The following is a 19,022-nucleotide window of genomic DNA, read 5'->3' as shown; positions in this document are numbered from 1 at the left end:
TCTACTGCGAGTCAGTTGGGTGGGAGCGCGGAAGCTAGACTGTGACCGTGCCGTCCACCCCGCCGTCCCCGTCCGGTCCCGACCCCCGCAGGGGCAGGCTCGCCGAAAGGCTCCTGCCCGGCGGCACCGAGCCGGACCCGCGATTCACCCTGGCGAACGAACGCACCTTCCTGGCGTGGATCCGCACGTCCCTGGCCCTGCTGGCCGGCGGCATCGCGGTGGAGGCCTTCACGTCCGATGTCTTCCCGGAACCCATCCGCCGCGGGCTGTCGGTCCTGCTTCTGCTGCTGGGCATGCTGCTCAGCGCTGGCTCTGCCCTCCGCTGGCTGCGGGTGGAGCGCAGCCTGCGTTCCAACCGTCCGCTGCCCCTGCCGCTGATCGGCCCGCTGCTCGCCGCCGGCTGCGCCGTGGCAGCGGCGGTGGTGATCGCCGTCGTCGTTCTTGCCTAAACGTTGACCGAGAACCCTGCCCCCGCTCCCCTGCCGGGCAACGGCCCGTACGACGGCGGCCGTCCCGTTCACGCCGACCGTCACCTTCACGGTGACCCGGGGCTGCAGCCCGAACGCACCGCTCTTGCCTGGGGCCGGACGGTGCTCACGCTGATTGCCGCGAGCGCCGTGACGCTCCGCTGGATTCCGGACCAGGGGCCGTTCGTCCTGGCGATGTTCGGGCTGACCGTCACCGCGGGAAGCGGCATCTACCTCACCCAGCGGCGGCGCTACCGGCGGAGCATCGAGGGAATCCGGGCAGGGCGCCTGACACCGGACACGGCAGCCGTCCTCTGGACCGCGGGAGCCTGCGTTGCCCTCGGGGCGTTGGGCATCTGGCTGGTGCTGTCCTAGGAATCCTCATGGCGTGATGGACCCATCCTTGCCGTTGCGGAGCTAGGGCTGTTCGGCTGCGGCGAAGACGTCCTTGGCGACGGTGATGGCTGACATCGCCTTGGGCCATCCGGCGTAGAACGCCAGATGGATGATGGCCTCCTTCAGTTCTGTCTCGGTCAGTCCGTTGGCCCGGGCCCGGGCGAGGTGCCCGCGGAGCTGTTCGGTGCTGCCGCTTGTGATCAGGCTGGCGACGGTGATGAGGCTGCGGTCCCGGGCGGAGAGTTCCTCCCGTTCCCAGATGTCGCCGAAGAGCACGCCGTCCGTGAGGTCGACGAGTTTTGGGGCGAAGTCGCCGATGAGTTGCTGGGCCCTGGTCTGGTGTGAAGCGCTCATGTGAGGTCCTTTCGGGGGATGTGTGATGTTTGATGCTGTGGGGGCGGCCCGTTTATCCGGGACGCCGCTCTATCCGGCGCGGATGAGTCCCGTGCGTTGTAGCCAGGAGTCAATCTCCGCTCCGGCCTGGCGCACTTCCTCGCCTTTGACCGAGAAGCCTTCCGCGATGGTGGCGCCCGGACAGGACGCCTCGTAGTCGCGGACGGTGGTGCCGAGCCCGCTCATGGCGTGTGTGGTGACGGGATAGATGGTTATGCCGGTGAAGTCGTAGTTTTCGGCGAAGGTGGCCATGATCATCGGTGCCCTGACGTTCCAGATGCCGCTGGCCAGGATGACGGCGTCGTAGTGGTCGATGGCGGGCAGCGGGTTGGCGATTGCAGGCCGGGCACCCTGATCCTGTTCGCGGACGTTGCGCGCCACGGTGGCGTCATAGCCGTCCGGGTAGGGCTCTGCAGCCTCGATGCGGTGCACGTCGCAGGTGACCCGCGTGCTGATCATGCCAGCGAGCACTTCGGTGTTGCCGGCGTCGAGGTTGGTGCGGCCGCCGTAGTAATAGTTCTCACCGGCCCGGGAGAAGTAGGCCAACAGGACGCGCCCGCTACTCTCCCGCGAACCGGCTGGCGGCCGCGATGGCTGCGTTGAAGCCACAGAGCTGTCTCCTCCTGGTGTGCAGCCTGCTGTTCCTGCGGCCAGCAGCGCTCCGGTCAGGCCGGCGGCCGCCCCGCGAAGGGCGGACCGCCGGCTGATGCCCAACAGATTGGTGCTCAAGGGTGTCCGTACTTAGCTGTACCGGCGCCCGCCCAGCCAGCCGACCATGGCGGGGTCACGGTGGTCGAAGAAGAGGCTGGCGCCGGTGTCCAGGGCGCTGATTTGGGTCATCTGCTCATCGGTAAGGTCGAAGCCGAACACGTCGAGGTTCTGGGCCATGCGCTCCGGCCGGACCGATTTGGGGATGACGAGGACGCCGCGCTGGATGAGCCAGCGCAGCACCACCTGCGCCACGGACTTGCCGTGCGCGGCACCGATGGCGCTGAGGACAGGATCGGTGAAGAGGTTGTTCTTGCCTTCGGCGAACGGTCCCCAGGACTCGATCTGGACGCCGCGTTCGCGCATCAGCTCCTGGTCGGCGGCGCGCTGGTGGAACGGGTGGGTCTCGATCTGGTTCACGGCGGGGACGATCTCGTTGTGCTCGATGAGGTCCACCAGCCGGTCAGGATGGAAGTTCGAGACACCAATCGCCCGGGCCAGGCCTTCCTTGTTCAGGTCCTGCATGGCGCGCCATTCGCTGTAGTAGTCCCCGAGCGGCTGGTGGATCAGGTAGAGGTCCAGGTAGTCCAGCCCGAGCCGGTTCAGGGAATTCTGGAACGAGAGCTTGCTGTCCTCGTAGACGCTGCCCGTGGGTGCGTGCTGGATCCAGAGCTTGGTGGTGATGAACAGCTCCTCGCGGGCGATGCCGCTGGCTTTGATGGCCGCCCCGACGGCTTCCTCGTTGCCGTAGGACGCGGCGGTGTCCAGGTGCCGGTAGCCGGCGGCCAGCGCCGCTTCGACCGCAGCCTGGGTTTCCTCTTCGGGGATCTGGAAGACACCAAAGCCCAGGATGGGCATTTCGACGCCGTTGTTGAGGGTGACACTTTTCATGGGGGATTCCTTAGCGTTGTTCGTTGAAGGTTTCAGGGTGTGTTGTGGCGTGGGCGGCGCGGTAGTCGTCCTCGGTGACGGGTTCGAACCACGTGGCGGTTTGTCCGGCGTCGTGTTCCACCAGCGCCAGGTGGCACATCAGGCTGTCCCGCGTCGCGCCGTGCCAGTGTTCCTCCCCGGCCGGGGTGTACACGGTGTCTCCGGCACGCATGAGGATGACCTCGCCGTCACGGTTTGCCACGAGTCCGGTGCCGTCGGTGCAGTGCAGGGTCTGGCCCACGGGGTGCGAGTGCCAGTGTGTGCGGGCTCCGGGGGTAAACCGGACCATGGCGGATGCCAGCCGTGAGGGGTGTTCGGCGCCGTGCAGGGCGTTGAGGTAGACGTCGCCGGTGAATTTTTCGGCCGGGCCCTTGGATGTGGGCCCGGGAACTGCAAGATGCATGCTTTGCTCCTTGGTTTGACGTGAGGTGCGATTGGTCAGATTTCCCGTTGGCGCCGCCGGCGCAGGGACAGCGACGCCAACACCAGGATGATGAGCACAGCCGCGGTGGCGCCGAGGCTGGTGCGCAAGCCCGCCATGAATTCACCGCTGGCCAGTACCGCCCCGAAGATGGCCACACCGAGCGAGCCGCCGGCCTGCCGGGCGGTGTTGACCACTCCGCTGGCCGTACCGGCCCGCTCGGCAGGAACGTGGTCCAGCACCACGGCGATGATTGACGGGACGGTGAAGGAACCCCCGACGCCGACCGGAACCATGAGCGCGGCGACGAGCAGGACCGGGGCATCCGGCGGCAGCAGACACAGTCCGGCGAGTCCGGTGGCCATGACCACCTGGCCCGTGGCGATCATGGCCGCGTGCCCATACCGGGCCATGAGACGGGCAACCCAGGGGTTGAGAAGTGCCACCAGGGCCGTCATCGGCAGGAACAGGAGCCCGGTCTCCAAGGCAGAGGAGCCGCGCACCTGCTGGAAGTAGAGGCTTTGAACGAACACGACGCCGTAGAAGGCCGCCATGGTGACCACGGCAATGACCAGCGTCGTGGACACGGCACGTGAGCGAAACAGGTCCAGCGGGATCATCGGGTGCCGGCCTCTGGCCTGGAGCATGATGAACGCGGCGGCCGACACGGCGCCGACGGCAAACACCAGCAGAATTCCCGGGGCCCCGTAGCCTGCCTCGGCGCCCTCGATGATGCCGTAGGTCAGGCTTGCGAGCGCGGCCACGGCGCTGATCTGCCCGGCCCAGTCGAAGGGAGCCGGCCGCCGGGGCGACGGGGTTACCCGGGACAGGACGGCAAGGGCTGCCGCTCCGACGGGCACATTGACGAAGAAAATAAGCCGCCAGTCGATCTGGGTGAGCAGACCGCCAACCACCGGCCCCGCGGCGGCAGCGACGGAACCACCCAACCCCCAATACACAATGGCCCGGCCGCGGGCGGCGGCGTCGTGATAGGCCTCCCGGATCAGGGCCAGGGAAGCCGGGGTGATGATCGCCGCTCCGATGCCCTGCAGGATGCGGCCGCTCACAAGTGCCGGGAGGGCGGGGCTGAACGCGCATGCAGCGGAGGCAACGACGAACACGATCATGCCCAGGCCGTAGGCCCGGCGGGCGCCGACACGATCCGAGAACGTGCCCGCAAACAGCTGGAGGGCGGAAAACATCAGCGTGTAGCCGGTGACCACCCACTGCAGCCCGGACAGGCCGCCACCCAGGTCGTTCCGGATTCCCGGCAGCGCAACGTTGACGATCTGGGCATCCAAAGCGACAACGAAGAACCCCAGCATGGCCACTGCCAGGGAGGCCCTCGGGCGGGCCGCAACTGCCGGGCGGCTGACGGTAGACACGGACATGGAGTCCTTTCGACACAGGAAGTTCCACGGAGGGAACGGGATCTCTTTCAAGAAAACCAGTACTTTCATGAGCGCGGGAGTGTCTGCTGTGAGGTGTACTGGCAGTTCCTGTTAGACCGGCCCGGCCCGCCGTAGCGTAGACCCCATGGACAACACGAGCGACGTTCGAGAGTTCCTCATGAGCCGGCGGCAGCGCATCACGCCGGCCCAGGCGGGGCTGCCCGCCTACGGAGGAACCAGGAGGGTGGCCGGGCTCAAGCGCGAGGAAGTGGCCATGCTCACCGGAGTCAGCACCGAGTACTACGCCCGCCTGGAACGGGGAAACCTCCGGGGAGTGTCCGAATCCGTTCTGGACTCCCTCTCCCGCGCGCTGCAGCTCGACGAGGCCGAACGCGCCCACCTGTACGATCTGGCCAAAGCCGCCGCGCCCGCCCCGGCATCCGGTGTCCGTCGGGCACGGTCCGAGGTGCGTCCCAGCATCGAAAGGCTGCTGGCGGGGATGACCGGGACGCCCGCCTACGTCCGCAACGCCCGCATGGACGTCGTGGCGGCGAACAGCCTCTGTTTCGCCCTCTACACGGACATCCTCAGCCCAGCCACGCTGCCCATGAACCTTGCCCGGTTCATGTTCCTGGACCCGCGTTCCCGCGACTTCTTCGTGGAGTGGGAGACCCTCGCCGACGACTTCGCCGCGGCCATGCGCACCGAATCGGGCCGGAGCCCGCGCGACCGGAACCTGAACAACCTCATCGGCGACCTCGCCGCCGGCAGCACCGAGTTCTCTACACGCTGGGCACGGCACAACGTCCGCTTCCACCGCACAGCCCGCAAAACCATGCACAACCCGCTGGTGGGCGACATCGAACTCACCGGCGACGCCCTCGATCTCCCCGGCGAAGGACTCACCCTGATCGCCTACACCGCCGAAGCCGGCAGCCACGCCCAGGACCAACTGAACTTTCTCGCCAGCTGGAGCGCCAACAGCAACACGGCCAAACCAGCACCAGCCAACCCGCCAACGCCATCAGCGGCGGGCCCTGCCGACGCCGGCTGAGAAACACTGCCCCAAAACGCCCCCGAAGTTTATGGCTGCGGGGGCCCGTTCGCCGGATGCGTCACCAACTGGCTCCGGGCCGGTATGTTCCCGCGCTCCATTCCTGGCCTTGTGTGAGGTACACGTAGAGCTTCGCCTTCATGCAGGGATGATAATCCCGGAACTAGCAGGCCGGAACTATCCGGAAAGACCCACAACGAGGATCCACACCGCAAAAGCGGCCAGGAGGATGACCGAGCCGTACTTGATATACGGCCACCAGTTGCGGCCCGGAGCCGAATCGTCAATGTTCTTGCCCTGCATGTTCCAGTCGTACCGCGGGAAACTGGAAGCACCCTTGGATCCGGTCATGAGATCGCTCCAAGTTGTCCGGGATGGCGCGGTTGTCCGGAATGGTTCGACGGAAGGCTCCCGCCCGGCGGCGAGCCGGACGGGAGCCTTCGTTGCCCTCGGGGCGTATAGCTGGCGGAGCCTGACTGGCGGCTACGCCGCCAAGGCGACCGTCCGCCGTCGTGCCGGCGCAGCCGCAACCAGCAGCGCGGCGATGGCGACGGCGGCACTCAGCATCAGGCCCGGCCGGTACTGCTCAAGCATGGCTGCGGCACTGGGGACAGCGCCGCCGCCGGAATGCCCTCCGCTGACCATGGCGGTGGTGACCGCCAGGACCAGGGCGGCCCCCACCTGCGTGCTGGTCTGGATGAGTCCGGCTGCCAGGCCCTGCTCGGAGTCCCTGATGCCCGCGGTGGCCTGGACGTTGATGGACGGGAACGCCAGGGCAAAGCCGATGCCCAGCAGGATGATCGAGGGCAGGATGTCCAGGGCGTAGTTGGGCGTGGTGCCCACCCGGAGGAACAGGACGTAGCCGAGCCCCATGGCGGCCAGCCCGGCCAGGATCAGCCGGGTGGCACCGAACGCGTTGATCAGGCGGTCGGCAAACGGCGCGCTGGTGGCGACAATCAGTCCGGTGGGCAGCAGGGCGAGTGCCATCGCCAGCGGGCTCCACCCCAGGGCGGACTGCAGGAACAGCGTCACGATGAACTGGAAGCTGAGGTAGGAGCCAAACAGCCCCACCGCGCTGAGGTTGGCCCGCGCCACCCAGCCCTCGCGCAGGATGCCGAAGCGGATGAGCGGGTGTCTGACCTTGTTCTCGATGACAGCGAAGGCCGCCAGCACCGCGGCGGAGATGACGAATCCGGCGATTGTTGCCACAGATCCCCAGCCCCGTTCCGGTGCGGACACCAGCGTGTACACGAGTCCCAGCATCCCCAGCGCGAGCGTGACGGCGCCCCAGATGTCGTGGCCGCTGTCCTTGGCGTCGGGCGTATCCCGCGGGATGAAGCGGTTGCCCAGGATGACCACCAGGACGGCGATCGGCACGGAGACCAGGAACGTCCAGCGCCAGCTCAGGCTGGTCATGAGACCGCCGACGACGAGCCCCAGCGAGAAGCCGCTGGCCCCGAACGTGGTGAAGATGGAGAGGGCCTTGTTGCGCTCGCGGCCCTCAGCGAAGTTGGTGGTGATGATGGAGAAGCCCGTGGGCGCGGTGAACGCGGCCGCGAGGCCCTTCACGAACCGTGTGGCGATGAGGATGGCGGGGTCATCCACGAGTCCGCCCAGCAGAGAGGCGGCCGCGAAGACGGAGAGGGCGATGAGGAAGATGCGGCGGCGGCCCAGGAGGTCCGCGAGCCGGCCGCCCAGAAGCAGCAGGCTGCCGTAGCCGAGGACGTAGGCGGAGACGATCCACTGCAGGGCGTCCGTGCCGAGGTTCAGTTCGTGCCCGATGGACGGCAGGGCCACGCCCACCATGGACACATCCAGCCCGTCCAGGGCCAGGACGGTGCAGACAACCATCAGCAGGAGCCACTGGGCACGGGTCCAGCGGACGGCCGAGGCGAGGGGTCCTGCAGTTCGTTCGAGGGTGGTGGGTGATGTCATGTCCAAAAATCTATATGACGCGTCATTCAATGACAAGGAATATGACGCGGAATATTATGACGTGGACTTGAGTTCGTGTCTCGGCTAAAATCAGTCCATGGCTTCGACGACGGACCGCCTGCTGGTTGAGCAATGGCGCAGCATCCAGGACGCGTACTTCCGCACATCGTGCGCCCTTGACCGCGCCCTTGAGGCCGAGTTCAGCATCGGCCTGAACGAGTTCGAGATCCTGGACCTCGTGGCAGAGGACAGCAAGGCAGCGTGCCTGATGAAGGAACTCGGCGAGCGCACCCCCATGAGCCAGAGCGCCGTCTCCAAGGTGGTGGACCGGCTGGAGAAGGCCGGGCTGCTGACCCGCCAGTCCTGTGCCCACGACCGCCGTTCGCTCTACCTGGAACTCACCGAGGCGGGCCGGAAGCTCCACCAGGCCGCCGCCGTCGAACACCGCGCGCTCCTCAAGGAAAACCTGGCCTGACCCCTTCTTACTGCTCCTTGACGGGGCTACCTCCTGCGCGTAAAACCAGCCGTATCGGTCCAGATGCGGGCCGTTGCACAACGAGGTGTGAGGAGCAGGAGATGGCAGTCGCGGTCATTATGGAATTCAAGGGCGCCACGCTGGCGCAATACGACCAGGTCATCGAAAAAATGAACCTGACCAAGGGCGGCCCTGGTCCGGCCGGCGCCCTTGGGCACTGGGTGGCGGCAACGGACGATGGGCTGCTCGTCACGGACCTCTGGCAATCCCGCGAGCAGTACGAGGCCTTCGCGCGGGACCAGATCGGTCCCTACAGCGCAGAGGCCGGGATACCGGAGCAGCCGAAAATTACCTATCACGAAGCGCACAACTACTTCACTCCTGGCGCTGACGCCTGACAAGTGACGGACGGCGCGGCGGCGGTGCCTGACCCACGGGCGCCGCCGTCGTCAATCCCCGGGCGGTACCGGGCTGGTGGCGTGGCCCAGGATGTGGGCTACCGGCGGGGTCATGGACTGGACGGCGAAGCCGAACCGCTGGTTGTCCTGGATGGTGAATCCGGCCGCAGTGATGGCGCCGAGCGTGTCCCGGTTGGGATGGCATCCTCCGGCCAGGCGCTGCCATGCCGGCGTGAGCAGGTCTTCGACGGCGGCCAGGACAGGGCGCTCGGAACGGACGTGCTCGTAGTAGGCCAGGGTTCCGCCGGGGCGCAGGACGCGCCGGATTTCCGCAAGGGCGGCAGCCTGGTCGGCGACGCTGCACAGCACGAGGCTGGCGACGACGGCATCCGCACTGCCGTCGTCGGCCGGGATGCACTCGGCCGCGGCGGCCCTCACCGTCACCGGCACGCCGGACGTGGCGGCGCGGTGCAGGGCAAGGCTCCTCAGGTAGTCATCGGGCTCCAGGGCCAGGACGTGGGTGACTGCCACCGGGTAGAGCGCAAAGGCCGATCCGTCCCCCGCGCCAATCTCGATGACCGTCCCGTGCAGGCCAGCCAGCATGCGGCGGCGGTGTTCGGTGGCGCCCCGGCGGTTCATCCGCCCGACGGCGCGCGCGTAGGCGCGGGCAAAGCGGGGATGCTGGAGGTGCTCCAGCGTATTGCCGCCGTCCCCTGCACTGTCCATGCCGTTCACACCTTCCGCAGCATCGCTTCCATCTCGTCGAGGAGCCCGTCAACACCCGGGGAGGCGGCGATCGCGGCCCCGATCCGCTGGCTGCCGGCCCGGTACCGGCCGTCGGCCAGCACCTTTCGCACGGCGTGGCGGATGGCCGCCGGCTTGGGCCGTCCCGTTTTGAGGTTGATTCCGACGCCGGCCCAGGCCACCCGGGCGGCCCCCTCCGGTTTGTCCTCGGTGTCCCCCGCAACCACGATGGGGACGCCGTTTTCCATCGCGTAATGGAGGCCGCCGTAGCCGCCGTTGGTGATGTAGACGGCCACCTTCGGCAGGAGTTCCGCGTCCGGCAGGAACTCGGCGGCACGGGCGTTGGCCGGGAGCGGCGGCAGGGCCGACAGCGGGCGGCGGCCGGTGCTGACGACGACGGTGACGTCCTCGTCCGCGAGCCCTTCGAGCGTGGGGCCCACCAGGGCGGTGAAGTCCTCATTGGAGACGGTCCCCTGCGTCACGTAGACCACCGGGCGGGAGCCGTTCAGCTCCCCCCACCAGTCCGGTTTCGGGGTCACCGAGGACGAGGCGGCGTGCCGGGACATCGGCCCGAAGAAGCGGAGGTTGTCCGGCGCGTCCGAGCGCGGGTACTCGAACTCCTGCACGGTGAACTGGGCGATGAGTTCCGCGCGGCGGGCCCAGTCGAGGATGAACAGCCCCTCCAGCCCCACGCCCACGAGCTCGCGGGTGAGGGCGTCCACCTGCTGCTGGCTGTCCTTCAGCACGACGTCGGAAACCATCCAGTTCAGCACGCGGTTCCGCAGGCGGGCTGCCTTTCCCTTGCCGGGTGCCAGGCCCGAGCCATAGGGGGCGCAGTCCGGGCTGGACAGTGTCAGCGGCAGGATTCCGCAGGCGATGACGGCGGGGCGCTGGTGGCGCGGCAGCCTGGACAGGGTGGCTGCACCCATGAAAGTGACCTCCGCCAGGACGGCGTCCGTGTGCTCGGCTGCGATCGCCGCCTCGAGGGGCAGGTACTGGCCGCGAGCCGGCTCGATCACCAGCCCGCGGATGCCCTCGCGGATCGCCTGCACGCCGGTGGCCGCGCTGGGCTCTGTACCGTACTCCGCACCGGGACCCAGCGGTAGGAACTCGGCCCCGACGGCCTTCACCGCGTCCTGGTAGGCGGGGCCGGTCAGGAACCGCACCCGGTGACCGCGGTCGATCAGGTGGCGAGCGACTCCGAGCATGGGCGAAACGTGGCCGTCGTGGGGGCCGCTGCAAACGATGACTGATGACATGCTCGGAGCTTATGGCCTGCGGGGGCCCGGGGATAGTGCAGAGGCCGGCCATTTCGCCGTACTTATGCGGCGTCGGCCAGCCTCCCGCCGTCGAACGTATTCCTGACCCGGCCAGGGCGTAACCGACGCCTTCAGTCCTCGAAGTGGGTGGCCGCCGCCGGCGCGCCTGAGAACCCCCCGACGATCTCCTCCGCGAGGGCGCGCAGCTTCTGGTTCCGTGTGCTGGAGCCGCGCCGAAGGATCTCAAAGGCTTCGTCATGGGAGCAGCGGTTCTGGGCCATGATGATCCCGCAGGCCAGATCGATCGCGGTCCGGCCTTCCATGGCTGCCCGGAGGTTCTCGGCCAGCTGGTCGGCGGCGGCAATCCGCAGCGCCAGATGCAGCGCCTGCCCGGCCATGACGGCGAAAACCTGGGCGTTTGCGATGGCGTCCTCGGTGAACAGACCCGTGGCCGGGGCGAAAAAGTTCAGAACCCCGGCGGCGTCCGGCCCCAGCTTGAGCGGAATGCCCAGCGCGCTGCGGCACCCCGCCGCCTCGAGGGTCTCGCGGTACTGCGGCCAGCGTCGATCCGTGGCGACATCACCGAGGAGCACCGGAGCCCCGGTCTCAAGCGCTTCCTCGCAGGGCCCCTGGCCCAGGCGCTGTTCGATTTCGTCCAGCACCACTGCCTCGTCGCTGCTGCCCGCGATCGATGCGCTGCGCTTCCGCCGGTGCAGGGTCACGGCGCACTCAATCCGGTCGCCCGTGGAACGCGACATCATTGCGGCCGCGAAACCCGTCATCCCGTCCAGGAACCCTTTGATGTCCTCGCCATTGGTGATCAGGGCATGCAGCTGCTCAAAGTCGTCCGACTGATCTCCGGTGCTCATACCCTAAAACGTTAAGAGCCGCGGCACAGCAGAACAAGACCACCCCGCGGTGGGCAGCTACGGCGTCAGCTGTTGACAGAGTGTGTCATGGGCCGCTTCAGTTCTGTTGACCGGATGAGTATGCTCGTGGCGTACGACAGTTATGTCAATCGGTTTCAACCCTGGGGGGATTGAGCATGAAAAAGCCTTCTGCACGTCTACATAAAATAGCCGCCTACGGCGCAGGGCCCCTGTCGGTCCTTCTGGCTGGCGGCCTTGTCTGGCAGGGTTCAACGGCCGCGTTCACGGCCACCACCCGCAACGCCGGCAACTCCTGGAGCACCGGCAGTGTGCTCCTGGCTGATGACGACCAGGGCGCCGCGGCGTTCCATGTCGAGAACATCGTCCCGGGCCAAACGGGACAAAGGTGCATCGTGGTCACGTCCCAGGCGAATGTCCCGGGCAAGGTGCGCGACTACGCCGAAAACCTGGTTGCCTCCCGAGGCCTGGAAGACCGGATCATCTTCGACCTGGAGCAGGGCACTGGCGGATCGTTCAACGACTGCACGGGCTTCACTCCGACCGGGAACGGCATTCCGGCCGGGGCGGTCTCGGCGCTGGCCTCCACGTACCACGACTATGCCTCGGGTGCTTCTCAGTGGCAGACCACGGGAACGCCTGGTGAAACTCAGAGCTACCGGGCGTCATGGCGTTTCGACACCACGGGCCTGACGCAGACACAGATCAACGCCATGCAGGGCGCCCGCATCACGATCGACCTCGTCTGGGAGCTGCAGTCCGACTAGTCACCCACTGAGCCTCCCGGCATGCCCCGCCGCTCCGTGAATCCGGAGAGCCCCGAGTCTGCCGGCCCTTCCGGCGTGCGCGGGATCCTCTCGCCGGAGGGCTGGCCTGTTTTTGTGCTCTCCACCGTCTCCCGCCTGTATCTTGGCGTTCTGCTGAGCCTGGCCGGCGTTGCCCTGATACCGGTCCTCCTGGGCTGGCAGGGCAGCGTGGTGCGGTCAGGGTCGATGGAACCTCACGTCAGCGTGGGCGACGTGGTGCTGTCCACCGCCTTCTCGGACGGGGACATCGTTCCGGTGGGCGGGGTGGTGCGGTTCACTCCTGCCGATCCGGGTGGCCCGCATGCGGGCACCACCGTGCTGCACCGGATCGTCTCCGAGAACACGGACGGCAGCTACACCACAGCCGGCGACGCGAACGCCGAGCTGGACACCGCTCCCCTATACCGTGAACAGATCGTGGGGATGGCCCGGCTGCTGGTCCCCGCCGTAGGCCTGCCCGGGCTCTGGCTGGGCACCGGCAACATCGCCGCGCTGGCCCTCTGGTTGGCTGTCACCCTCCTCTGCCTCTGGGCAGCGGTCGGGGGCCGTGCGCGGACAGGCCCGGAAGAAGACGACGGCGGACCTCACCCCGACGGCGATGGTCCGGATTCCGACGGCGGCGGTCAGGATCCCGACGGCGGTGACCCGCCGCCGTCGGGCACGTCCGTTCCCGCACGCCGGAGACTGCCGCGGATCCGGCGGGCCGCCGGCCGAATAGCGCGTTTTGGACGCCGCCACGAAACAGCCGGCCGGGTGCTGGGCGTTGTGGCCTCGCTCTGTGCGCTGGTTCTGGCGGGGGCAGCCGCCTTCGCCTCCGCGGCCTTCACCTCCGTCACCAGGAACGAAGGCAATCTCTTTGCCGCGGCCGCCGACTGGAACCCTCCCACGGTGACGCTGGCCAATCCCGGAACAACGGTCAAGGACACGGTGACCGTGAGCGCGTCCGCTGCCGACGCCGAGTCCGGCATCCGCGACGTCACCATCCAGTACCTGGCCCCCGGCGCGTCGGCCTGGACCACCCTCTGCACTGCGGCCGCCTCGCCATATGCGTGCGCGTGGAACACGAAGGCCGGTGCCGACGGCACCTACAGCCTCCGCGCCACCGCCACCGACAAGGCCGGGCTCGCCACCACCTCGGCCACCGTGGACACCGTCGTCGCCAACAGCCTGCTGGTCACCCTGTCTGACCCCGGCGAGATCGTCAAGGGCCAGACCCCGCTCACCGCCAACCTCTTCAACAAGGGCACGGCCGTCTACGCCGTGCGGATCGAGTACTCGCTGGCCGGTGCCGGAAAGTGGAACACGCTCTGCGCCAATCTGCTCTCCCCGTACAACTGCACCTGGGCAACCACGGCCTTCGCCAACGACTATTACGACCTCCGCGCCGTGGCCGTGGCCGGAACCACCACCACGTACTCGGCCACACTGACCGACGTCCTGGTGGACAACACGGCGCCCACGGTGAGCATGACCGATCCTGGAACACCGCTGGCCGGCACGCGCACGTTCACCGCCACGGCTGCCGACGCGGACTCCGGCGTTGCCCAGGTCCAGCTCCAGTATTCGCCGAACGGAACCACCAACTGGACCACGTTCTGCACGGTGGCCGTGGCTCCGTTCAGCTGCCGGTTCGACACCACGGCCCTGGCCAACGGCAGCTACGCCTTCCGCGCCATTGCCACCGACGCCGCCGGCACCAGCACCATCTCGACGGCGGTCACCGCGCGGACCGTGGACAACACCGTCTCCTCGGTCTCGGTGGAAGACCCCGGCGCGTACTTGACCGGCACCGTCACCCTCAAGGCTGCCGCAAATGCACCGTCCGGCATCACCAGCATCAGGATCCAGACGGCGCCGTCGGGTACTTCCACCTGGACCACACGCTGCACCATCACCGGTACGCCGCTGACCTGCCCCTGGAACACCACCACGGTTGCCGACGGGCTCTACGACATGCGAGCGGTACTGCTGGATGGGGCCGGCCGGGAGACGACGTCGGCCACCGTCACGGGCCGCCGCGTGGACAACAGCCCGCTCCGGGCGGCCGACATCCAGACCGTCAACGCCGGCGCCACGGCAGGGCGGCTGGAAACCGGCGACGCCATGAACTTCACCTACACCCAGCAGGTCAACACCGCCACAGTCAGCCCAGGCTGGACCGGAACGCCGCTGGCCGTCACCGTGCGCCTCCGCGACGGAAACCTCCTGGGCCTGGGCAACGCAGCGGATAGCCTTGACGTCCAACGAACGGGCAGCTCGGTGAATCTCGGCGCCGTGAACCTGAACCAGAACTACGTCAAGAACCGCAAGACTGTCACGTTCAACGCCACGATGACTGCGGCGACGGTCACCGTCGGCGGCGTCCCGCGGACGGTGGTCACGGTCACCCTGGGAACCGTTGCCAGCGCCGCGTCGAGCATCCGGACCGCCGGTGCCGCAGCCGCCATGGTGTGGACTCCCCTGGCGGCCGTGACAAACGCGGCGGGCACCGCCTGCTCCACAGCCCCCGCAACCGAAACCGGCACACTGGACCGGGACTTCTGATGGGGTGGCATAGATTGGAGCCTGTGAACATCAGCCGGGGACGGACAACAATAGCGGTGGCAGCGGGCCTGGTGCTGGCAGGGTGCTCCCCTGCGCCGGAAACCCAGAAGGCTCCGTCGCCGACTGTGGCTGTGTGCGAGGTGACGTCCGGAGCCAAGCTGGCGCCGGCGTCGGGCATTCTGTCCGGGGTGAACCTGGACTGGGAGCATGAGACGCTGCGGCAGTACGCCGGCGGGCTGGGCCGCAGGCCCGCCGTGGTGGTCAGCTTCACGCAGTTCCCGTTCACGACCGCCGACGAAGCGAACCTCGAGGCGGCCTACGGGCAGGTGCGGGGCGACGGCGGCATCCTGCTGCTGACGCTGGAGCCGCGGAAGGGCCTCGCCGCCGTGACGCAGGAGGTGACGGACAAGCTGGCCGGCACGCTGGACCGGTTCAACAAAGCCGGCGTTCCGGTGATCGTCAGGTTCGCCCACGAGATGAACGGTTCCTGGTACGAATGGGGCCAGCAGCCGGCGGAGTACAAGGCCGCGTTCCGGCGGGTTGCCGGCTCGATCCACCGGCTCGCGCCCGGCAGCGCCACGATGTGGGCGCCGAACTACGGCGGCGGCTACCCGTTCACGGGCGGGGCGCACCAGGCGGTCGCCGGCACCGCTGCCTTCACGGCGCTGGACACCGACAAAAACGGTGAAGTGACCGGGGCGGACGACCCCTACGCGCCCTATTACCCGGGCGACGACGCCGTGGACTGGGTGGGCATGTCGCTCTACCACTGGGGCAACACCTACCCCTGGGGCGCCAACGTGGTGCCCGAGCCCGGCAAATTCCTGCAGCAGCTGACCGGCACCTACAACGGCGCCGGCGGCAACGACCTCGCCGTCCCCGACTTCTACGGCGAGTACGGCAAGCGCCGGGGCAAGCCGGTGGCGATCCCGGAGACCGCCGCACTCAGTGTTCCCAGCCGCGGCGGCGCCAAGGAACTGGCCATCAAGCAGGCCTGGTGGCGGCAACTCTTCGACGCGCGGATCCCGAAGGACTACCCGCAGCTGAAGATGATCAACTGGTTCGAATGGAACAAGAACGAGGTGGAGGTCAAGGCCGTGGTTGACTGGCGATCCGCCGGGACCCCTGCGATCGCCAAGGCCTACACCGCGGAACTTCCCGACTGGTTCCAGTTCGCCCCAGAGCCCAAGGAATGCACGCCGGCGCAGTGACTTGGTTTACGGGGCCGCTTTTGTGCCTCGGCGGAGGCCGCGGACGGTTTTCAGGATGAGGACGATCCCGTAGCCGATGAGGACGACGGCGCCGACGCTCAGCCAGAGGCCACGGTCGCTGTTGCCCACGGCGTTGGCGAGGAAGCCCGCGTACGGCACGGCGTAGAAGAGCTTGCCCTGCACCTGCACTTCCCGGACGGGGTTGGGATCGTTGACGTCGTTGTTGTCGCCCTTGGTGATCAGGGTCTTTTCGCCGGTCTGGGCCGAGCCGAACCCGACGATCCTGTGCGTCTCCACAGCCGGCTTGCCGGACTCCAGCTGGAACGTGACGATGTCGCCGTAGGTCAGTTCGCTGTACGCTGCGGGCCTGGCCACCAGGAACGTGCCTGGCGGGTACTTCGGCGCCATCGAGTTGGTCAGGACCGTGTAGGTGTGGGAGCCCGTAACCCGCGGAACGATGATGAGCACCAGCGCGGCAAACACCATGACCGTCAACACAACGATGCTGGCCAGCCGTCCCGCAGCCGACCACACGCGTTTCCCACGCGACGGCGCTGTCCCTTCCGGGGTGGCCGAGCTGTCCGGCGGAACCGCTTCCCCTGCCGGCTGGCCCTGTCCTCCGGGTACTCCCCCGCGATCCGGATTGCCCATGAACGGAAGCGTATCAAGACGCCGTCCCCGGGCTGCTCGGGGCGGGCTGCTCAGTCCGGGCTGCTCGGGGCGGGGCTGACCAGTCCGCGGGGCCGGCTCAGAGCTGGGAAGCGGTGAGGGGAACTGTGATGGTCACGGACTGCCCCTTCACACTCGTCGGGGCGGACGCCGAGAGCGTCACTTCAAAACACATTATGGTGGTTCGGGTCTTGGCCACGGGTCCCGAGGTGATTCCGGCACCGGCCGGCACCTGGTACCCGGCGGCGGAGGTGCAGTCGGCGGGAAGGGAGGCGTTCTTGGCCCTGACCGTCAGATAATCGGCCAGGGTGCCGGACCCGGCGTTGACCTTCTGGGGTATCCCGGCGGTGAGGCTGATGCTGAACGGGCCGCCGGCGTCGGAATTGTTGGCTGCGGTGACGCTGGCGTACGCGGCAGAACCCGGGGTCAGCGCGGACAACCCGTTGGTCTGCGTGGTCAGCGCCAGGGACGCCTGCTGCCCTGCCGGCGTCGTCATTGTCATGCTCTGGGTTGACGGTGCGCCGGTGATGGTCACGTCGAAGGATGCCGCGTTGACGGTTCCGGGCGCCGCCGGGGCGGTGGCGTTCCACAGCGCATAGCTGCCCTGGACCACCAGCAGGCCCAGCAGCACCGCGGCGGCGGTCAGCGCCGCCGCCCGCAAAGCCCGCGGAATGCGCATCACCCCTCCTGCCGCCTCACTGTTTGTCCCACCGGGAACTGGCTGCCCCCGGCCTGAAACCTGAAGGCGGCCATCCGCCGGCCGGACTCGCCGGCCAAACCGGATGGTCGCGATCAGGTTTCTTGCTCCGTTAAGCCTAGGACAGGCCGGTCTGGGTGACCTGGTTCAGGTCGAAGGCGACGCTGCCGAAGTCGTAGGACTTGGTCACGTCGGCACGGTTCGCGGTGCCGGACTTGAACTCGAACGTGATGGTCGCGGTGACCGTTCCGGACGTCTTCAGCGGGTTGCTGACAACCGTGCTGGAGGTACCCGCCGTCAGGACCGGGGCGGAGACGATGACGTTTGCGGCGTTGAAGCCGTTGTCCGCGCCGGTGCCTGTTGCGGTGATGTCGGCGGCCATCTTGTTGCCTGTCAGGGTGACGTTCAGGACCTGGCTGTAGGTGAGCTTGTCGCCGGGGACAACCCTGTAGGTGGAGATGGTGACCGGGTTGCCCAGCCGGTCCGTCCAGACGCCCGTATCTGCCGCGACGTTCAGGTCGCCGGCGACGATGGTGCCGGGGGTGGCGGTCTGGGATGCGTTCCAGGACGCCAGGGTGCCGCCGCCGCCCAGCAGCAGTGCCGCGCCAACGGCGATGGCGGCGGTTCCCTTGATCAGTGCGCTGTTCTTCATGATGAGACCCTTCGGGTGAATGCTGAATGGATTTCCTTCTGAAATGAACAATGCCGTGGCCGGCTCAGGGATCCATGCTGAAGACCGTCAAGAGTTACTCAAGAATTCAACCAATCCGGATCGCCTGTTCGGTCTCCCTTGACCTGGCGTGATCCTGTGCCAATCCTGTGGCTTACCCGCCGGCAGTCCTGAGCTGGAAGGAGAACAATGGGAGGCGAAATCGTCGCAGCCAACCGAGGAGCAGAATGAGCCGTGTGGACCGGGTACCGGGAGCCAGGACTGCGATGATCGCATTCGGGCTGACGGTAACGCTGGGTGCCGGCGGCGCGGCCGCGCACGCCCTGTGGCAGCAGTCCGCCACGGCCACCATGACGGTCTCTGCTGCATCAGTCTGGCCCGGCCCGGCCGTGACCGCGCTGACGTGCGCCAACAACGCGAGCCAGAAGATCGCGACGCTGACACTACAGCTGCCCCAAAGCGCGGCCGTTACCTACGGGGCGCTCCAGAGCAACGGCTCCATCCCCAAAACGTATACCTGGGGAACAGTCAACGCCGGTGCACCCGGGTCCAGCATCAGCCTGGACATCAACTCCCAGATCATCAAGGACAGCCCGGCCGGCGCCCTGACCTTCAAGGTGACGGCCACCTACGGTGACGGGACCACGGCATCAGCCCAGCTCGTCCTCACGCTGTCCGACTCGAACAACAAGATCGCCTGCCCCTGACCGGCTGCGACTTCGGCGGTGGCCAGGGCGCCGCCGTCGTGCCTTCGAGCCGCGGACTACCGGCAGCCAAAGCAGGTCAGGACGTGCAGCAAGAAGCAGGCTCGAACAGGCCGGCCTGGAGTTTTTGTCCATTTGTCGCGACTTCCGGGGCGTTTAACCCCCATTATCTGGACAAAAACTCCAGACGTTTGGGGACGTACGACGGCGGCCGGTCACCTTGGGGACAAAAGGTAACCGGCCGCCGTCGTTCTCAGAGCTTC

At 67.6% G+C, this 19,022-nt stretch carries 22 protein-coding genes; 9 read left to right on the top strand and 13 right to left on the bottom strand.

Annotation, left to right across the window (positions count from 1 at the left end; all coding sequences use genetic code 11):
• Positions 1–47: 47 nt before the first annotated feature.
• Complete coding sequence (locus tag ACFQ50_RS00110; protein ID WP_377993469.1) at positions 48–449, top strand: YidH family protein; 402 nt, start codon at positions 48–50, stop codon at positions 447–449.
• A 3-nt stretch (positions 450–452) separates the two neighbouring features.
• Entirely contained in the window at positions 453–842 is a 390-nt protein-coding gene (locus ACFQ50_RS00105; protein ID WP_377993468.1) for a DUF202 domain-containing protein, read from the top strand.
• A 42-nt stretch (positions 843–884) separates the two neighbouring features.
• Here ACFQ50_RS00105 and ACFQ50_RS00100 read toward each other — a convergent pair whose 3' ends face one another.
• The 5 genes from ACFQ50_RS00100 to ACFQ50_RS00080 all read right to left on the bottom strand — a co-directional run bounded on the left by ACFQ50_RS00100 (position 885) and on the right by ACFQ50_RS00080 (position 4,706).
• A complete protein-coding gene (locus ACFQ50_RS00100) occupies positions 885–1,217 on the bottom strand; it encodes a carboxymuconolactone decarboxylase family protein (protein WP_377993467.1) in 333 nt (110 codons plus the stop codon).
• Between the two features lie 69 nt (positions 1,218–1,286).
• Complete coding sequence (locus tag ACFQ50_RS00095; protein WP_377993466.1) at positions 1,287–1,985, bottom strand: flavodoxin; 699 nt, start codon at positions 1,983–1,985, stop codon at positions 1,287–1,289.
• 12 nt (positions 1,986–1,997) lie between these two features.
• On the bottom strand, positions 1,998–2,855 hold the full coding sequence (locus ACFQ50_RS00090; RefSeq protein WP_377993465.1) for an aldo/keto reductase: 858 nt from the start codon (positions 2,853–2,855) through the stop codon (positions 1,998–2,000).
• Positions 2,856–2,865: 10 nt separating this feature from the next.
• Entirely contained in the window at positions 2,866–3,297 is a 432-nt protein-coding gene (locus tag ACFQ50_RS00085; protein ID WP_377993464.1) for a cupin domain-containing protein, read from the bottom strand.
• Between the two features lie 35 nt (positions 3,298–3,332).
• Positions 3,333–4,706 carry a DHA2 family efflux MFS transporter permease subunit gene (locus tag ACFQ50_RS00080; RefSeq protein WP_377993463.1) on the bottom strand — a complete coding sequence of 458 codons (1,374 nt, stop codon included), beginning with the start codon at positions 4,704–4,706 and terminating at the stop codon, positions 3,333–3,335.
• Positions 4,707–4,851: 145 nt separating this feature from the next.
• Between ACFQ50_RS00080 and ACFQ50_RS00075 the strand changes: the two genes are divergently transcribed.
• Positions 4,852–5,760 (top strand): helix-turn-helix transcriptional regulator, encoded by a 909-nt coding sequence (locus ACFQ50_RS00075; protein WP_377993462.1) that lies wholly within the window; start codon positions 4,852–4,854, stop codon positions 5,758–5,760.
• A 177-nt stretch (positions 5,761–5,937) separates the two neighbouring features.
• On the opposite strand, the gene ACFQ50_RS00070 is transcribed toward ACFQ50_RS00075, so the two are convergent.
• Both ACFQ50_RS00070 and ACFQ50_RS00065 read right to left on the bottom strand, forming a co-directional pair.
• On the bottom strand, positions 5,938–6,111 hold the full coding sequence (locus ACFQ50_RS00070) for a hypothetical protein (RefSeq protein WP_377993461.1): 174 nt from the start codon (positions 6,109–6,111) through the stop codon (positions 5,938–5,940).
• 132 nt (positions 6,112–6,243) lie between these two features.
• Positions 6,244–7,695: an MFS transporter gene (locus ACFQ50_RS00065; RefSeq protein ID WP_377993460.1), complete on the bottom strand. Its 1,452-nt coding sequence runs from the start codon at positions 7,693–7,695 to the stop codon at positions 6,244–6,246.
• 97 nt (positions 7,696–7,792) lie between these two features.
• On the opposite strand from ACFQ50_RS00065, the gene ACFQ50_RS00060 reads away from it, so the two are divergent.
• Positions 7,793–8,170, top strand: coding sequence for a MarR family winged helix-turn-helix transcriptional regulator (locus tag ACFQ50_RS00060; protein WP_377993459.1), 378 nt, complete (start codon positions 7,793–7,795; stop codon positions 8,168–8,170).
• Between the two features lie 101 nt (positions 8,171–8,271).
• Positions 8,272–8,568, top strand: a complete 297-nt coding sequence (locus ACFQ50_RS00055) for a hypothetical protein (RefSeq protein WP_377993458.1) — start codon at positions 8,272–8,274, stop codon at positions 8,566–8,568.
• Positions 8,569–8,619: 51 nt separating this feature from the next.
• Here the strand turns inward: ACFQ50_RS00055 and ACFQ50_RS00050 are convergent, their stop codons facing one another.
• From ACFQ50_RS00050 to ACFQ50_RS00040, 3 genes are all read right to left on the bottom strand, one after another.
• Positions 8,620–9,294 carry a class I SAM-dependent methyltransferase gene (locus tag ACFQ50_RS00050; protein ID WP_377993457.1) on the bottom strand — a complete coding sequence of 225 codons (675 nt, stop codon included), beginning with the start codon at positions 9,292–9,294 and terminating at the stop codon, positions 8,620–8,622.
• 5 nt (positions 9,295–9,299) lie between these two features.
• Complete coding sequence (locus tag ACFQ50_RS00045; protein ID WP_377993456.1) at positions 9,300–10,571, bottom strand: glycosyltransferase; 1,272 nt, start codon at positions 10,569–10,571, stop codon at positions 9,300–9,302.
• Between the two features lie 131 nt (positions 10,572–10,702).
• Positions 10,703–11,440: a GAF and ANTAR domain-containing protein gene (locus tag ACFQ50_RS00040; RefSeq protein WP_377993455.1), complete on the bottom strand. Its 738-nt coding sequence runs from the start codon at positions 11,438–11,440 to the stop codon at positions 10,703–10,705.
• Between the two features lie 176 nt (positions 11,441–11,616).
• Here ACFQ50_RS00040 and ACFQ50_RS00035 point away from each other — a divergent pair, with 176 nt between their 5' ends.
• Genes ACFQ50_RS00035 through ACFQ50_RS00025 form a run of 3 tightly spaced genes read left to right on the top strand, consistent with a single transcriptional unit; the run spans position 11,617 to position 16,019 of the window.
• Entirely contained in the window at positions 11,617–12,225 is a 609-nt protein-coding gene (locus ACFQ50_RS00035; RefSeq protein ID WP_377993454.1) for a hypothetical protein, read from the top strand.
• Positions 12,226–12,246: 21 nt separating this feature from the next.
• Entirely contained in the window at positions 12,247–14,808 is a 2,562-nt protein-coding gene (locus ACFQ50_RS00030; RefSeq protein WP_377993453.1) for an Ig-like domain-containing protein, read from the top strand.
• A 23-nt stretch (positions 14,809–14,831) separates the two neighbouring features.
• Positions 14,832–16,019 carry a glycoside hydrolase family 26 protein gene (locus ACFQ50_RS00025; protein WP_377993452.1) on the top strand — a complete coding sequence of 396 codons (1,188 nt, stop codon included), beginning with the start codon at positions 14,832–14,834 and terminating at the stop codon, positions 16,017–16,019.
• A gap of 6 nt (positions 16,020–16,025) precedes the next feature.
• Here the strand turns inward: ACFQ50_RS00025 and ACFQ50_RS00020 are convergent, their stop codons facing one another.
• The 3 genes from ACFQ50_RS00020 to ACFQ50_RS00010 form a co-directional block, all read right to left on the bottom strand.
• Positions 16,026–16,670, bottom strand: a complete 645-nt coding sequence (locus ACFQ50_RS00020) for a signal peptidase I (RefSeq protein WP_377993451.1) — start codon at positions 16,668–16,670, stop codon at positions 16,026–16,028.
• Positions 16,671–16,767: 97 nt separating this feature from the next.
• Positions 16,768–17,367 (bottom strand): hypothetical protein, encoded by a 600-nt coding sequence (locus ACFQ50_RS00015; RefSeq protein ID WP_377993450.1) that lies wholly within the window; start codon positions 17,365–17,367, stop codon positions 16,768–16,770.
• Positions 17,368–17,503: 136 nt separating this feature from the next.
• On the bottom strand, positions 17,504–18,037 hold the full coding sequence (locus tag ACFQ50_RS00010; protein ID WP_377993449.1) for an alternate-type signal peptide domain-containing protein: 534 nt from the start codon (positions 18,035–18,037) through the stop codon (positions 17,504–17,506).
• A 245-nt stretch (positions 18,038–18,282) separates the two neighbouring features.
• On the opposite strand from ACFQ50_RS00010, the gene ACFQ50_RS00005 reads away from it, so the two are divergent.
• Complete coding sequence (locus ACFQ50_RS00005; RefSeq protein WP_377993448.1) at positions 18,283–18,762, top strand: hypothetical protein; 480 nt, start codon at positions 18,283–18,285, stop codon at positions 18,760–18,762.
• Positions 18,763–19,022 lie beyond the last annotated feature (260 nt).

This window comes from Arthrobacter sp. NPDC056493, from assembly GCF_042795115.1.
Classification (GTDB): domain Bacteria; phylum Actinomycetota; class Actinomycetes; order Actinomycetales; family Micrococcaceae; genus Arthrobacter.
The sequence above is the reverse complement of the archived record's forward strand: the minus strand, read 5'-3'. Positions and strand labels throughout refer to the sequence as shown.

Excerpts from the sequence above, each read along its gene's own strand:
- ACFQ50_RS00100 (WP_377993467.1), bottom strand. The coding sequence starts at position 1,217 with ATGAGCGCTTCACACCAGACCAGGGCCCAGCAACTCATCGGCGACTTC.
- ACFQ50_RS00090 (WP_377993465.1), bottom strand. The coding sequence starts at position 2,855 with ATGAAAAGTGTCACCCTCAACAACGGCGTCGAAATGCCCATCCTGGGC.
- ACFQ50_RS00085 (WP_377993464.1), bottom strand. The coding sequence starts at position 3,297 with ATGCATCTTGCAGTTCCCGGGCCCACATCCAAGGGCCCGGCCGAAAAA.
- ACFQ50_RS00080 (WP_377993463.1), bottom strand. The coding sequence starts at position 4,706 with ATGTCCGTGTCTACCGTCAGCCGCCCGGCAGTTGCGGCCCGCCCGAGG.
- ACFQ50_RS00075 (WP_377993462.1), top strand. The coding sequence starts at position 4,852 with ATGGACAACACGAGCGACGTTCGAGAGTTCCTCATGAGCCGGCGGCAG.
- ACFQ50_RS00070 (WP_377993461.1), bottom strand. The coding sequence starts at position 6,111 with ATGACCGGATCCAAGGGTGCTTCCAGTTTCCCGCGGTACGACTGGAAC.
- ACFQ50_RS00065 (WP_377993460.1), bottom strand. The coding sequence starts at position 7,695 with ATGACATCACCCACCACCCTCGAACGAACTGCAGGACCCCTCGCCTCG.
- ACFQ50_RS00060 (WP_377993459.1), top strand. The coding sequence starts at position 7,793 with ATGGCTTCGACGACGGACCGCCTGCTGGTTGAGCAATGGCGCAGCATC.
- ACFQ50_RS00055 (WP_377993458.1), top strand. The coding sequence starts at position 8,272 with ATGGCAGTCGCGGTCATTATGGAATTCAAGGGCGCCACGCTGGCGCAA.
- ACFQ50_RS00050 (WP_377993457.1), bottom strand. The coding sequence starts at position 9,294 with ATGGACAGTGCAGGGGACGGCGGCAATACGCTGGAGCACCTCCAGCAT.
- ACFQ50_RS00045 (WP_377993456.1), bottom strand. The coding sequence starts at position 10,571 with ATGTCATCAGTCATCGTTTGCAGCGGCCCCCACGACGGCCACGTTTCG.
- ACFQ50_RS00040 (WP_377993455.1), bottom strand. The coding sequence starts at position 11,440 with ATGAGCACCGGAGATCAGTCGGACGACTTTGAGCAGCTGCATGCCCTG.
- ACFQ50_RS00035 (WP_377993454.1), top strand. The coding sequence starts at position 11,617 with ATGAAAAAGCCTTCTGCACGTCTACATAAAATAGCCGCCTACGGCGCA.
- ACFQ50_RS00030 (WP_377993453.1), top strand. The coding sequence starts at position 12,247 with ATGCCCCGCCGCTCCGTGAATCCGGAGAGCCCCGAGTCTGCCGGCCCT.
- ACFQ50_RS00020 (WP_377993451.1), bottom strand. The coding sequence starts at position 16,670 with ATGGGCAATCCGGATCGCGGGGGAGTACCCGGAGGACAGGGCCAGCCG.
- ACFQ50_RS00015 (WP_377993450.1), bottom strand. The coding sequence starts at position 17,367 with ATGCGCATTCCGCGGGCTTTGCGGGCGGCGGCGCTGACCGCCGCCGCG.
- ACFQ50_RS00010 (WP_377993449.1), bottom strand. The coding sequence starts at position 18,037 with ATGAAGAACAGCGCACTGATCAAGGGAACCGCCGCCATCGCCGTTGGC.
- ACFQ50_RS00005 (WP_377993448.1), top strand. The coding sequence starts at position 18,283 with ATGAGCCGTGTGGACCGGGTACCGGGAGCCAGGACTGCGATGATCGCA.